Source organism: Nitrosomonas sp. PY1 (assembly GCF_022836435.1).
Lineage (GTDB): Bacteria > Pseudomonadota > Gammaproteobacteria > Burkholderiales > Nitrosomonadaceae > Nitrosomonas.
The window spans coordinates 131,953-146,675 of the sequence record NZ_BQXC01000001.1 but is presented as its reverse complement, the minus strand read 5'-3'; the positions used below and the strand labels follow the sequence as shown (position 1 = coordinate 146,675).

Annotated in this window: 13 protein-coding genes and 2 pseudogenes; 10 read left to right on the top strand and 5 right to left on the bottom strand. The window is 42.4% G+C overall.

Translation table 11 applies throughout. The features are described from left to right. Positions 1–219 precede the first annotated feature (219 nt). The 4 genes from W03_RS00640 to ilvA all read left to right on the top strand — a co-directional run bounded on the left by W03_RS00640 (position 220) and on the right by ilvA (position 4,049). Positions 220–837, top strand: a complete 618-nt coding sequence (locus tag W03_RS00640) for a DNA-3-methyladenine glycosylase (RefSeq protein ID WP_244070403.1) — start codon at positions 220–222, stop codon at positions 835–837. A 30-nt stretch (positions 838–867) separates the two neighbouring features. Then, positions 868–1,821 (top strand): glycosyltransferase family 2 protein, encoded by a 954-nt coding sequence (locus W03_RS00635; RefSeq protein ID WP_244070401.1) that lies wholly within the window; start codon positions 868–870, stop codon positions 1,819–1,821. Then, positions 1,814–2,194 (top strand): GtrA family protein, encoded by a 381-nt coding sequence (locus W03_RS00630; protein WP_244070399.1) that lies wholly within the window; start codon positions 1,814–1,816, stop codon positions 2,192–2,194. Before W03_RS00635 ends, W03_RS00630 begins: the two co-directional genes overlap by 8 nt. 343 nt (positions 2,195–2,537) lie before the next feature. Then, positions 2,538–4,049: a threonine ammonia-lyase, biosynthetic gene (gene ilvA, locus W03_RS00625; protein WP_244070397.1), complete on the top strand. Its 1,512-nt coding sequence runs from the start codon at positions 2,538–2,540 to the stop codon at positions 4,047–4,049. A gap of 239 nt (positions 4,050–4,288) precedes the next feature. Here the strand turns inward: ilvA and W03_RS00620 are convergent, their stop codons facing one another. Next, on the bottom strand, positions 4,289–4,678 hold the full coding sequence (locus W03_RS00620; protein WP_244070395.1) for a hypothetical protein: 390 nt from the start codon (positions 4,676–4,678) through the stop codon (positions 4,289–4,291). A gap of 356 nt (positions 4,679–5,034) precedes the next feature. Here W03_RS00620 and W03_RS00615 point away from each other — a divergent pair. The 5 genes and pseudogenes from W03_RS00615 to W03_RS00595 form a co-directional block, all read left to right on the top strand. Beyond that, a pseudogene (locus W03_RS00615) lies at positions 5,035–5,828 on the top strand (IS110 family transposase); the annotation flags it as partial. A 296-nt stretch (positions 5,829–6,124) separates the two neighbouring features. Further along, a complete protein-coding gene (locus W03_RS00610; RefSeq protein WP_244070393.1) occupies positions 6,125–7,168 on the top strand; it encodes an IS110 family transposase in 1,044 nt (347 codons plus the stop codon). Between the two features lie 934 nt (positions 7,169–8,102). Continuing rightward, a complete protein-coding gene (locus W03_RS00605; RefSeq protein WP_244070390.1) occupies positions 8,103–8,462 on the top strand; it encodes a DUF1428 domain-containing protein in 360 nt (119 codons plus the stop codon). Positions 8,463–8,523: 61 nt separating this feature from the next. Next, positions 8,524–9,123, top strand: a complete 600-nt coding sequence (locus W03_RS00600) for a DUF1579 domain-containing protein (RefSeq protein WP_244070388.1) — start codon at positions 8,524–8,526, stop codon at positions 9,121–9,123. After that, positions 9,095–9,667 carry a VOC family protein gene (locus W03_RS00595; RefSeq protein WP_244070386.1) on the top strand — a complete coding sequence of 191 codons (573 nt, stop codon included), beginning with the start codon at positions 9,095–9,097 and terminating at the stop codon, positions 9,665–9,667. The genes W03_RS00600 and W03_RS00595 overlap by 29 nt, the downstream gene beginning before the upstream one ends. A gap of 235 nt (positions 9,668–9,902) precedes the next feature. Here W03_RS00595 and W03_RS13495 read toward each other — a convergent pair. The 4 genes and pseudogenes from W03_RS13495 to W03_RS00575 all read right to left on the bottom strand — a co-directional run. Beyond that, positions 9,903–10,036, bottom strand: a pseudogene (locus W03_RS13495) (IS6 family transposase); the annotation flags it as partial. 87 nt (positions 10,037–10,123) lie between these two features. Continuing rightward, positions 10,124–10,414 (bottom strand): hypothetical protein, encoded by a 291-nt coding sequence (locus tag W03_RS00585; RefSeq protein ID WP_244070384.1) that lies wholly within the window; start codon positions 10,412–10,414, stop codon positions 10,124–10,126. A 533-nt stretch (positions 10,415–10,947) separates the two neighbouring features. Next, positions 10,948–12,363 (bottom strand): GTPase/DUF3482 domain-containing protein, encoded by a 1,416-nt coding sequence (locus W03_RS00580; RefSeq protein ID WP_244070382.1) that lies wholly within the window; start codon positions 12,361–12,363, stop codon positions 10,948–10,950. A gap of 5 nt (positions 12,364–12,368) precedes the next feature. Further along, positions 12,369–13,760: a DUF2868 domain-containing protein gene (locus W03_RS00575; RefSeq protein WP_244070380.1), complete on the bottom strand. Its 1,392-nt coding sequence runs from the start codon at positions 13,758–13,760 to the stop codon at positions 12,369–12,371. Positions 13,761–13,926: 166 nt separating this feature from the next. On the opposite strand from W03_RS00575, the gene W03_RS00570 reads away from it, so the two are divergent. Beyond that, on the top strand, positions 13,927–14,628 hold the full coding sequence (locus W03_RS00570; RefSeq protein WP_244070378.1) for a type 1 glutamine amidotransferase: 702 nt from the start codon (positions 13,927–13,929) through the stop codon (positions 14,626–14,628). Positions 14,629–14,723: the final 95 nt, after the last annotated feature.

Genomic DNA, 14,723 nt, shown 5'->3' with positions numbered 1-14,723 from the left:
TTGGGACATTTATTGTTTATGTGACAATAACTTAAGAACACATTCATTAGGATTGAACAGATATAATTTTTTAGAAAAATAAATGAGATAGAATAAAAATTGAACGCTTTATATGATATTTCTACTATACATAATTGAATTAATGACAATAATTCTTCGGAGGTATTAAACCTTCTCAATCTTGTTATACTGAAGCTTTTTACGTATTGCATTTGTCAAATGACACCGAGCTATTGGGAACAAGCAACAATAGAATTGGCGCAGAACGATGCTGTATTGCGGAATCTGATTCACTGTTTTAAGCAAGAGAAAATTGTATCGCGTGGCTGCGCATTCACTACGCTTGCGCGCTCAATCGTGGGACAGCAGATCTCTGTTAAGGCGGCCGAAAGTGTTTGGCAAAAGATCATGAGTAACGTACCTGGATTTTCACCAGCTGCAATTCTTACATCGCAAGATGAGTTGTTGCGATCATGTGGGCTATCGAGGCAAAAAATAACCTATCTAAGAGATTTGGCCCAGTATTTTACTCATACGCCACATCCCGAATGTGCTTGGGCAACACTTACTGATCAAGCATTAGTCACGGAATTAACTCAAATCAAAGGTATCGGTCGGTGGACCGCAGAAATGTTTCTGATTTTTCACATGCAACGACCGGATGTGCTCCCATTGGACGATATCGGCTTACAGCGTGCAATCAGTCGTTACTATAATGACAACCAACCGATTGATAAGAAAAAGATGAATGAAATCGCCTTGCCTTGGCGCCCCTGGCGCTCAGTGGCTACATGGTATTTGTGGCGAGCACTTGATCCACTACCGGTAGAATATTAGTAATATGAGAGCATTCCTTTATTGCCAATAATGACACCGTTTCAGCATCTATCGATTATTATTCCCTGCTTCAATGAAGAAGAAGGGCTTGATGCATTATTTCAGCGACTAGAAAATACTTTGTCTCAACTAAATGATTTTCATCATGAAATTATTTGCATCGACGATGGCAGTCGTGACAATACGCTAGCAATACTCTGTCAACATGCGGCGCGCAATCGAAATATTGTCGTTTTAGAACTTTCACGTAATTTTGGTAAAGAAGCGGCGTTAACAGCAGGCCTAGATATTGCACGAGGTAACGTAGTCGTTCCGCTCGACGCTGATTTGCAACATCCACCTGAATTAATCATTGAAATGGTAAGGCAATGGAAAAATGGTTACGATGTTGTGTTGGCACGACGCACATCACGTGAAACGGATTATCCGCTTCAGCGATATATTACACAGAAATTTTATCGCCTACATAATCTCATCTCGGAATGTGCTATTCCGCGCGACGTTGGTGATTTTCGCTTAATGGATCGACATGTGGTAGAAGCGCTTAAACAACTGCCGGAGCGCCGACGTTTTATGAAAGGTTTGTTTGCCTGGGTTGGATTTAAACAAACCACAGTTGATTTTGTCGTCGAACCGCGTAAAACTGGAAAATCAACCTTTAATCCACGTCGATTGTGGCTACTCGCATTAGAAGGCATTACCAGTTTTAGTACCGTACCATTAGCCATATGGGCCTACACCGGATTTACTATAGCCATTTTGTCATTTGTATACGGTTGCTGGATTGTTCTAAAAACCTTAGTGTTTGGCGTTGATGTGCCCGGTTATGCTTCACTACTGACAGCAGTACTTTTTCTTGGCGGTATTCAGCTCATGGGAATTGGTGTTTTGGGAGAATATATCGGGCGAATATACAGCGAAAGCAAGCAAAGACCCATTTATATCGTTAGACGATGTTACGGCAAGCAAGACTCACATGATTGATCGAGAAATAGGGCGGCAGTTTACTGGATTCTCTTTAATTGGCATCTTTAACACGATCATACATCTGGTGATTGTTACTAGCTTGGTCGAAGTTTTCTTAGCCCATCCAATGCCAGCAAATGCCATTGCCTTTATTTGCGCCAACCTTTTTTCATTTTGGGCAAATAGCCGCTGGTCATTTCGAACCACCTTGACGCATCAACGTTATCTGCGTTTTTTTACCGTATCCCTGATAGGATTGACCACTTCCATTTTGGCAATTGCTGTCAGCGAAACTTTGAACTGGCATTACCTTATCGGTGTTGCTATTTCTTTTTGCATCATGCCACTCTTAACTTTCGTTGCCCATAGATCATGGACCTACAAAAAATAAGTTATTAATTCTCAAACCTTATAAAAAACTCAACCGCAAGCAACCGAGATTTTCACTATACGATTAAGCCTTAACGAGACCTGGCATTTCAAATACAATGTAATGATCATGAGCCATTTAGCGAATTCCACCAGAGATCGGATAAAATTCTCCAAGAAAACCCGAATATGCGACTGAAACCCAAATCAGCGTATCATCAAAAATGAATGCCACTTCAGAATAGAGACATCCATGTAAGGATGCTCTTTCTTTTACGAGGAAGTTATGCACACTGATCATGATAAAATCCCTCGGCATAACTCTGGATTAAAAGCTTATTTGGATTTTACTCACTTTTCCTGTCATGAAAAACAATTATCTTGAAAGAATACTGACCGCGCAAGTCTATGATGTAGCAATAGAAAGCCCACTGGAACTCGTCACCGGCTTATCTGAGCGTATCCATAATCAAGTGTTGTTAAAACGCGAAGATTTGCAGCAGGTTTTTTCCTTCAAATTGCGTGGCGCATACAACAAGATGATCAAGTTACCGCCTGAAGTACGCAATCGCGGTGTAATTGCCGCTTCAGCAGGCAATCATGCGCAAGGCGTAGCGCTTGCGGCCAAGAAATTAGGTTGTAGTGCCACAATAGTGATGCCCGTAACCACGCCGCAAATCAAAGTGCACGCAGTGATGGGGCATGGTGCCACGGTTACCTTATACGGGGACTCATACAACGATGCTTACGAACACGCCATTACACTGGCGAAAGATGAACAAGTCACGTTTGTTCATCCCTATGACGATCCGGATGTAATCGCCGGGCAAGGAACAGTTGGCATGGAAATCTTGCGCCAACACATGGGAAATATTCATTCTATTTTTGTGCCAATTGGCGGCGGAGGGCTGATTGCGGGCATAGCAGCCTATGTGAAGCGCTTACATCCAAAAATTAAAATCATCGGCGTCGAGCCAGTTGATTCGGATGCTATGTACCGCTCACTACAAAGCGGTCGCCGCGTCAAATTAGCGCAAGTAGGATTATTTGCGGATGGCGTAGCAGTAAGGCATGTTGGTAAGGAAACTTTTCGGTTATGCCGAGAATTGGTCGATGAGGTCATTTTGGTCGATACCGATGCCATTTGCGCTGCAATTAAGGATGTGTTTGAGGACACACGCACGATTCTGGAACCATCTGGCGCACTATCGATTGCTGGCATTAAGACCTATGTCGCACGCGAAAAAATCGAGCACGAGACACTGGTCGCCATTGCATCTGGCGCCAACATGAATTTTGACCGCTTACGTCATATTTCTGAGCGCGCAGAAATTGGCGAGCAACGTGAAGCAGTGATGTCGGTAACCATTCCAGAGCAACCAGGCAGCTTCAAGAAATTCTGTAATTTATTGGGTGGATGTAGCATCACTGAATTCAATTATCGTTATTCCAATCCTAAAGTTGCCCATGTGTTTGTCGGAATTTCGATTCGTAATCAACAAGAAGCCCAAGCGCTAATTCAGAAACTCAGACAAAACGGCCTGGCTACCGAAGACATGAGCGACAACGAAATGGCGAAGCTGCATATCCGCCATTTAGTCGGTGGACATGCGCGTGAGGTCGCTAATGAGATCCTATATCGCTTTGAATTCCCGGATCGTCCAGGTGCTTTGATGAACTTCCTCAACAACTTGAGCCATAACTGGAATATCAGCTTATTTCATTATCGAAATCATGGTGCTGACTATGGTCGGGTACTGATTGGCATTCAGGTACCGCCTGAAGAAAAACTCGATTTTAAGGCATTTCTTGATCAATTAGGCTATCGCTACTGGGATGAAACCAAGAATCTCGCGTATAAGCTATTTCTTGCATAACATCCTGGTGAATACAGCGATTACCGCAGCGATAAAAATAAGGAATGAAATAAGTAGGAAGAACAAAAAAAACAAATAATGAGAGTGTAAGAATTTTTGTGTAAACGGTTATTTTTGCAGGAATCCATTCTAGATTCCTGCGCGAAACTCACTTAAACATAATTACAATATGATAACCACTTGTAGTTATTCCAAAGGAAATCTACTTATTCGAATCAGTAAAGTCTCTGAATCAGAGATTATTGCATCATTACTTTATTTGTTTCTACTTCTGCTTTGTTAAATTGCCGATCTTGATTTCCGTCCGCTATTTTTCTATGTAATTCCGCTTCCTGTAAATCTTCCGTCAATTCCTTTTGATATTCACGAATATTAGCTTGTAGATGCGATTTAAGATCCTCTCCTCTTCTACCATAGTAATATGGGTGATCTTCATACTCATCTAACTCTTGTTGAAAGGTATCCAATTTTTCAGAAACTTCTTTTGCTAGCTTCTCATAGTAGCTTGCCAATGTAGCATGATCGTTTGGATTAATATTAACTGGAGCTGCTGGTACTTCGGCAACTGCCGAGGTCACAACCCCCAAAAACACATATGAAGCAATTACGATTACTTTCAGTGAATTCATGGTGAGCTCCCTTATAAAACCATTGAGATATTGTCATCCTAACGATTGCAACGCTAAATGTATATTGGGGAAACCTTGGTTCTCAGCTAAGGGAAACCATTAATAATTCATCAAAAAGGTAAAAATCTGCGATGTCAGTATAAAGATTCGCGGGAAAACACCTACCGAATCCCTAACTGGATCGGTAAGAACTTCAATTCCAATTGTTTCCACTCAACTACGAAGCAAAACACATGGAAAATTGTTTAAAACTTTGCAAAACCTGTAGTTATTTTTGTAAATGAACCAAAATTCATCCTTCCTAACCGGAAATTCCAGTTAAGAGAAGAGCGCACAATATGCCTATATTTGCGTGATTGATCGGCATGGAGGCCTGTGGTAGTGTACATCGTTGGGTTAGGAAACTGGAGCTTTATGGTCACAGGGTGAAGCTCATGGCACCACAATTTGTCAAGCCATATGTCAAAACGAATAAAAATGACGTGGCAGATGCACAAGCCATCTGTGAAGCAGTAGGCCGACCGACGATGCGTTTTGTCACCCAAAAGACCGTTGAGCGACAATCGATTCTGTCGGTACATAGAGAATTTATACTATCGCCGAGCGAATGCCGGACATACTAGAAGATGGTGAAAACGGGCTGACACAGACCATGCGGCAATTATTAGCACGCTTGACCGATCATCTCAAAGAGCTAGATAAGCAAGTCAATGAACTGGAAATACAAATTCAGCGCTGGCACCAAGATAACGAAGCCAGCCGGAAGCTGGCAAAAATCCCTGGTCTTGGCCCCATTACCGCAAGCGCCATCGTAGCCACCTGAGGTAACGCACGAGAATTCAAGAACGGCAGGCAATTAGCGGCTTGGCTAGGTCTGGTTCCCAGACAACACTCAAGCGGAGGTAAGCAAGTCTTGCTCGGTATCAGCAAACGGGGTGATAGTTATTTGCGTACCTTGTTAATTCATGGTGCACGCGCCGTAATCCGGTATGCCGATAACAAGGAAATATCTGACAACTGGCTTGGAAAAATATTGACCAGGCGCAATAAAAATGTAGTGGCAGTCGCTTTGGCCAACAAAAATGCGCGTATTATTTGGGCACTCCTGACCAAAGGCACTTCCTTTAAGGCCAACTGCGTACCAGTGTAACTGGTATTGGAATTAATTTGATTAACAATCGATAAAACAGACTGGTATTTTAAATAGGGACAATTTTTCACAGATTGCTAGGGCAATCATGACATGATGGCGAATCTGGTAAGACCGTAAATAGCTTAACCTTAACGAGACCTGGCACTTCGAGTGCGCTGCAATGATCAGGGGCTATTTAGCGAATTCCATCAGGGATAGGAGAACCTTCTCCAACTATAATCCGAATGTATGGCNNGGACTCCTCCCTCCAGGAAGGGGTACGGTAGTATCTTTAACTAACCGAGGAGACCAAAATGAAACAAGTTGCTGTAATAGGAATTGATCTTGCCAAAAACGTTTTTCAAATACATGGCACTAATCCGTCAGGATTTACTGTCCTGAAGAAGAAGCTCTCTCGCAGACAGATGATTGAATTCTTCACACAACTTTCCCCATGTCTGATCGGCATGGAAGCTTGCTCGTCTGCCCATTATTGGGGCAGATGCCTATCGGATATGGGACATACAGTACGATTGATGCCACCTCAGTTTGTCAAGCCTTATGTCAAAACCAACAAGAATGATGCTCGTGATGCGGAGGCAATTTGCGAGGCAGTGACACGTCCGAATATGCGTTTTGTACCGATCAAAAGTGAGGAACAGCAAGCAGTGCTTGTGTTACACCGCGTACGTGCCGGCATCGTCAAACAACGCGTTGCACTCGGCAACCAGATTCGTGGCCTATTGGCTGAGTTCGGCATCACTATTCCGCGGAGCTTCAAGCAGCTCAATACACGGCTGATACAGATCATCAGTTCACAAGATAGCCAAATACCCAGGGATCTCAATGTAATGTTTTCCTCACTCTTTCAGGAGCTGACCAATCTCACTTGCCGGATCAAGGTATTCGATAAGCAGATCGAATCGCATCTTCGTAGCAGCAAGGAATGTCAGCGTATCCTGCAGATCGAAGGAGTAGGTCCGCTGACTGCTACGGCTGTAGTGGCATCGATTGGCGATATCCAGAACTTTAAGAGCGCCAGCCAGTTCGCAGCCTGGCTTGGGCTGGTTCCGCGACAAAATTCCAGCGGCGGCAAAACCCAGTTGCAGGGCATCAGCAAACGCGGCGATATCTATCTGCGTTGCCTGCTGGTGCATGGTGCTCGTGCAGCCCTGAGCTATGCTAAACGTATCGACAAGCTCAACAGTTGGCAACAGGCAATGCTGCAACGAAAGACTCTCAACAAAGTGGTGGTGGCGATGGCACACCGAACGGCAAGGCGTATCTGGGCGGTACTTACTAACGACTGCGCTTATGACCCGAGTTATCCACAGCGACTTGTCGCTCAGCACTATTGAGGGTGCAGCGTCAAGCCACCATGGATAACTCTAGACAACATTAGCATACGGTATTGGCTTGCCACCAATATTAGGGTAAATAGAGGTATGCTACAAACGTAATAGATTTCTTTGATTTGCAGTGTGATTTCGAGTGATGGTAAAGCGGGTACATCCGCAGCTGGGAAGCCTGATACATGGACAGTGGCTTATGATCACGAGTGGGCGATGAGGCCCCAGCAGCGAATTTCCATCAAGGTCAGGGATATAATAAACAGATCCCATTACAGGCCGGATATACGAGTGCAAGTGCTTCAGCTAAAACCTCATCAAAAAATCTCACACAAAACGGAGGAGTCCATATACGTCCATGTAAGGTCTCTTGATAATTATTACATTGTGGATTTCAGGCAGCTCCAATCAACGAATCAGATTTTTTACTCATTTCGAGGAACATTCTATGAGATATCTGTGTCTAATTTCATGCAACATTAATGAAGCAAATGCTCAAAATAGAAACAGGGTGATGTCCAAGCTAGGTCGGGTTGGAGAGATTGTTAGGAAATTTTTCTTCTGGTCGTCGACTTACACATTTTACGTTCAATTATCACATGACACGTTGTCGTCATGAAATACTTAAAATGAACATTAATACAATATTCAAAAGCCTTTCCTAGAGTTAATCATACCGCTATTACTCACTTGATTTTGTGTCGATGCTGCCAAGGTATCGATTTTACTAACAGGCCATAACGCCATTTAACGATATATGGTCTATTGAGAACACCCGCTAAGGCAGAAACGAAGACCCTTCAAGCACATCAATGGTTGATTGCTTCGCATACTGGCGATATTAGCCCTAAAAATATTCAACAAGTTGTAACGGAAGGGTGTGCTTGGCTATAACCATATGATTGTTTTTAACAAGCAATTAAAACTCATAGGAGTATAGGTAATGGGAAAATATGTAGATGGTTATGTTCTTCCAGTATCACAGGATAATCTGCAAGAATATAAAGAAATGGCCAACTTGGCCGGTTCGATTTGGAAAGAGTATGGTGCATTGGAATATATCGAATGTACGGGAGACGATCTTGATCAGAAAGAATTTACATCATTCAAAAAAATGGTAAAAGCCAAAGAAAACGAAACCATTGTATTTGCATGGATCGTATTTGAGTCGAAAGAACACCGTGATCAGGTCAATAAAGCGGTCATGGTTGATCAGCGCTTGGCGGATATGATGAATCCAGATGCTATATTTGATAGCAAGCGAATGGTATATGGTGGTTTTAAAGTAATTGCCAGCTATTAAAAGCTTATTCAATACTCAGTACTCAGCGTTTATTAATAAATAATTTTAGAAGGGAAATATCATGCGTTATATGCAATTTACACTCGTCATTTTTTGTGCGCTATTATTCACCTCCACTGTCATTGCAGATGACAAGAGTGCGCACAAGCCAATGGATATGCAGGAAATGATAGCAGCTTACGAAAAACTGGCCACACCTGGCGAACCGCATAAGCTATTGGGAAGCCTCGCCGGAAGTTGGACAGCCAAAACCAGAGAATGGATAGATTCTCAGAAACCACCTGTAGAATCAACCGGTGTATCTAATGGAAAAGTATTACTAAACGGACGTTTCCTGCAACAAGAATACAGTGGCACTATGCACGGAAAACCTTACGTGGGGATCTGGACCGTCGGTTATGACAATCTTCTCGACCGGTATGTGTCGACATGGATCGCCACGATGGGGACAGGTATTTTTATCATGGATGGGACAGCCAGTGAAGACGGCAGGACCATCACCTTCACCGGGCAACATGCGGAATTGGGTGGTGGACACATGACGCATCGCGCTATCTGGAAAATTATAGATAATAGTACCCAGGAGTTTGTGATGTATGGCACCCATCATGGTGGCAAGGAAATGAAAATATTTGAAACCATTTACACAAGAAAACAATAAATCAGAATACTTAGTCGGCCGCATGTCAGAAAAAAATAGACGCGGCCTGAATATTTTTAGTAAGGCAAACGCTATGCAAAAAATTACTCCTTGCTTATGGTTCGATTGCCAAGCCGAAGAAGCAGCCAATTTTTATACAGCAATTTTCAGTAACTCCAGAATCAAAAGGGTTTCCCGGTATGGAAAAATAGGTTTTGAGTTTCACAATCAGCCAGAAGGTTCCGTCATGACAGTGGAGCTTGAACTTGATGGACAAACATTTACCGCACTTAATGGTGGGCCAACATTTAAATTCAACGAAGCGATATCATTTCAGGTGCTCTGTAAAACACAAGATGAAGTGGATTATTATTGGAGCAGGCTTTCCGAAGACGGCGACGAGCAAGCGCAGCAATGCGGGTGGTTGAAGGATAAATTCGGTGTTTCTTGGCAAATCGTTCCAGAAGTCCTAGGTGAACTAATCTGCAGTTCTGATTCTGATAAATCCCAAAAAACAATGCAAGCCGTGCTACAAATGAAAAAAATCGATATTGCTAAGCTATGAATATTACGGTTCTATTGCAAAGATAGCGCGATTTCAGAGTAAGCTTTTGATCTGATTTGGTTATGCACCGTAAACTCAAACATCTACCCCTCTTTTAATTCATCAATGGTGGGTCAAAAACTGGCGCTTTATCTGTGTTGATCGCTGCTATATGTGCCCATGGCTTGATAGATTTATTCCCTTTGACCTTTATATAGGTTTCCGTCTACTTGCCAGACTATGGCCCAAAGTGCGGTTTCCAGAACCATCGCAAGCGCTTCCCTATTTCCGATGCATAATGCTGAACCCAACGACAAACGTTGTGTGATCCACTTCAATCCCTCATTCCAGCATCATTTCTTCCAATTTGCAATAACTGATCCCATATCGATCGAAATCATCATACTTATAACCGACCTTAGTCAACAACATAGAAAATTTGTCGACCAAGGCCTCGAATAAATATCGTTATACTAATTAGTGTTTATGTTCAAAGCGTTCGTGCATCTTCTTTACCATATTGTGAAGATTTTTCATTTCATCGGCATCAAGGTAACCATTTTTGTTTGCGTCATTTTGTTCAAACATCCACTGATGGTGTTTCATGAATTCTTCTTTACTAACACCGTTTGGTCCACTTTTCATCACGGAAGGATCGTCTTTTCCTTCATTTCCATCCGCTGCATTAGCGCTAACTGCAAAAATGGCTGTAGCCACTAGAAATGGAGCGATTGCCGTAATAAGCCCTATTTTTCTTTTTTGTACCATGATGATGTCTCCTTGGTTTAATTTTTAGTAATGCACAAAATACTTGCAAATATTTGCTCTATTCGTCTTGCTTCTTTGTGCAACCGATTGATTACCGATCATTAATTCCACCGTCGCTACTTGTGGTAGAAACAGCGCAAAAAAAAACAGAAGAGTGAATCAGACAATCCTTGTCAGAACCGGCATTAGCACTCTCTGTCTACAGCAAACAACACGGTCGCACTACTTAAGAGTTTTTAAACTCCATGCACGCATATTGACAAATTTAAGCATCAGAGTCAATGCGACAAATTGACGCATTGACTCTGAACAGATCAATGAAAATAATTTTTCAGTAAGTATGCCCACTCACTGTTATTTATTTAACAATATATTATTGATTATTTCGTACCTTTATGGGATTTAACCCAGTAGTCATAGTAAATTTAATTCTAAATAATCCATCCATGGATGAGCTGCCGCCAAACGAGCTCTGAAACATGATAGATCTCACATTTGAACAAGCACTCTTCACAACAAAATCCGACTAAATCTTAATTAGCGTCTTGCTGATCAAGCAATGCTACTAAAAATTGACGCTCTATATGTTGGTATTGCTGATTATTATTGCGCGCGACTGTAGGCGTCTCCCACGCTGGATTTTGGCGCAGGGTACTGATCAATTGGGGCCAGTGCTCTGGCAATTTTTCGTTGTCAGCTTTGTCGATTTGCAAGGTTGCATACGCCGCATGTCCACGCTGCATCAGTTTCTGCAATAAATATTTTTGGCGCAGAAATAAAACTTGTAGCGTGGCTTCATCGGCACACTGCCATTTAACACCCATCATTGTAGCCTTGATCTCACCTCCATAACGTTTAAAAGTTGACCAACTTGCCCCTGCAATAGCACCAAGTGCAGTGGCCGCACCCAAACTTAAACCACCCACCATCAGATCAATACCTGCTCCAGCCGCCGCACCTTTGGCAGCTGCGCTACCGACATCTAATCCATAAGCTTTAAGAATACCAGGTGCAAAAATATCCAATTCCCAATGACCATTACTGACTGGGATTTTTTCAATCTCGACGTCTTTTTCGGAAAAATTAAAAATGATCAACAAGTCATGCAAACATTGTTGTTCCGCTTTTCGGACAAAATTATGAAAGTGACCTTCTACCAGATAATCCGAATGTAACTTATTTTGATCGATTTTAATTTCGCGATGGCAAGTAACGCTTACAATTAATTCAATCACCCGTTTGGCACCAGATAAGCAAAGCTGCTTCCAAAGTTGCGCGCGATAATCAATTAACTTTTGCAATGGTGTGTAATGCGTATCCACTAACGTTTGAATTTTCTGATACAAACGCTTTTCTGCTGCAAACGAATAAGCGACCGTATCAAACTCAAGCGTTGCATGTATGTTATAGGCAGCCAAATGTTCACGCCATGTAGCAAGTGCTTGCGGGTTTTCCGCTGTAAAGTTAAAAACTGGAATGATCGGCCGTGCAGCTTGTGTCAGAATTTCGAGTTCTAAACGATATTTTTCGAGAAATGGTTCCCGCACATCGATGATATAAAGCAGAATATCGCTACGTAATACTTGACGTATTACTTTAGCTTCTTGTTCCAGGGAGTCGTCAATAGCAATATTTGCCACAAAATCTCTCAGTATTTGAACTGGAAGCGTTGATTTTGATTTGGCTTGCAGAGACTTAATGTGAGAATACAATGCCCTGGAGTCTTCCAAACCAGGAGTATCATATACATTCAGAATGGGTTGATTATGAGCGGAAAGCGTAGCTTGCTCGACATGCCGCGTCGTTCCAGCAGCATCCTCGACCACTCCAAATTGCGTACTACGTAACATTGTACGAATCAAAGAAGTTTTACCGGTATTGGTATGACCAACCACAACCACATTCAATAGTGGAAGTGAATTTTGAGAATCTGAAACTAAAGCTACCATAGTATTTATCTACTGATTACCTGATCTGCAGGAATGCCACAAGCTTCAGCGAGACGAAACCAAGCCAGTTCACGAGTGCTAGCAATAGGCACTGAAGTATTTTGTTTCAACAAAATCATCCAAGGTTTTTTCGCTGCATTATTCACCAGTTCCTTGACCAAACGTTGTACACCTCGATCCGGTAATCGGTGTGCAGCAACACCTAACAACAATGGTTCTTTTAGTTTCCGGATAACCGAGAGCACTTCATCCTGCGAATTCTGATCAATGATATTAGTACGGCAATGAATTCCATCAGGCCAAGATACAGAAGCATCTAATTCGATACCGAACGCAATGATATTGCGTGGCAAGGTAGATTTTTGAACGGAATGCCTCACATCACTGATTTGCTGAATGTGAGATTTTTTAGCATAGGGATCAGCATCAATCACCGCTGTTTCCATTTGCGATCCCATGAGTTGTTGACGCAGTGTAATGTAATAAGGCAAGTAAAGATCGAGTTTAAAGCGATTCTGATACCAACGCTGCATCAACAACGATAAACCAAGTACCAGCATGCGTGGAACAATACCATACAACAACAATGTTCCGATCAGGAAACTAGCCCATGCCGTTCGCGTTTCGGTGTCTTGGCCTTCGATACCAATACGACTGACAATAATCTGCTCATCTTGAGGCACAGGCAACCCAATTGCTTCCAACGGAGCACCCAGTAAACGTGTTATTTGCGGTAGACTACCGTCCGGTAATAATGTCGTTCCCCAAGTAAAATTATATTGCTTGGCGAGCATCATTAAGACTAACAACACCAAACCGGAAATAAGATATACCAACCAAAATTTATGCGTCAATGCGCTAATACGCCATTTCCCGATGCGGCCTGTTAAATACCTTTCCCACCAAGCACGCGACGCGATAGAAGCAATCGTCGGTTCCTTATGCTGCCGGAAAGGCAACCAGCTCACTAATTGGGCAATTATGCCATTACTGAGTCCCGGTATTTTCATCAATATACCTATTGACCATAGCGTCAAGGAAATGAAATTAAAACCAAGCAAAACAGCCAGCAACCAATAGATGTTTAAAATAGAAGACTCGCTGACTGCCTGACTTGCAGCCAGTCCTCCCAACAACAAGGCCAAAAACATGCAAATTCTTTGTGCATACACAAAGTACTGACTTGGTTGCTGTAAGGTATCTTGTAATTTATTTTCGCGAATCAAGAAATTTGCGCGATCACGAAGGCGATGCACAAAATCCACATAATGAAACTCTCGTGAAGGGGCTGCAGGCATATCCTTGATACTGTCATAGGATAACTGCTCTCTTTGTGTTGCTTCGATGTTACGCAATTGCTCAATGCGCACCACATCAGAAAAACTTAGTGGCTTCATTGACATCACATAATCCGTTCTTTACGAATAAGAAGTGAGGCTTTTGGTTTGAAGTAATGAATATAGATCACAGATAATGAAAACTTTGCTTAGTTTTAGCACATAAAAAGTGCTAAAAACGGTTAAAATTCGTTGCTAGGATATTCAAATAATGGTAGGAGCATCTATGAAGCCCGTTGCAATTTTTAGATATTTACCCATCGAAGGGCCTGGCTATTTTGCCACATTTCTCGACAATAATCATATTCCCTGGCAATTGATCAAAATTGATGCAGGCGCAAGCGTGCCCAGAGATCCACAAGAATTCAGTGGGTTAGTTTTTATGGGTGGACCAATGAGCGTAAATGATGACTTACCTTGGATTGATTCATCACTCGCTTTGATCAGACAAGCGGTTGATAACGACATACCGGTGCTGGGGCATTGCTTGGGTGGACAATTAATGGCCAAAGCATTAGGCGGGGCAATTAGTACCATCCCATTCAAGGAAATGGGATGGGGTGAAGTGAATATTCCTGAAAATCCAGTAGCATCATCTTGGTTCGGTGATCTGAAACATTTCCAAACTTTCCATTGGCATGGTGAAACTTTTAGTTTGCCCCCTGGTGCAACCAATATTTTGTCCAGTCCTTATTGCGAGAATCAGGCTTTTGCAATGAATATGCATTTAGGAATGCAATGTCATGTTGAAATGACTGCGCGCATGGTGCGCGATTGGTGCAGTGTCGCTGCAGAAGAATTAACAACCTTAGAAGGACCTGCTGTGCAATCAATCAGTGAAATCGAAAAAGATCTCCCTCAGCGCATTGAAGATCTCAATATCATTGCGGAGCGTTTGTATCTGAAATGGATTGCTTATCTCAAATAATACCGCATCACGTATCCCGTTGAATCGAAGCTACCCAACTAAGCACTGAGCAGTTTTCTATCGATCGGTATGCTTTGCCAGTCGTTAAATCAAAT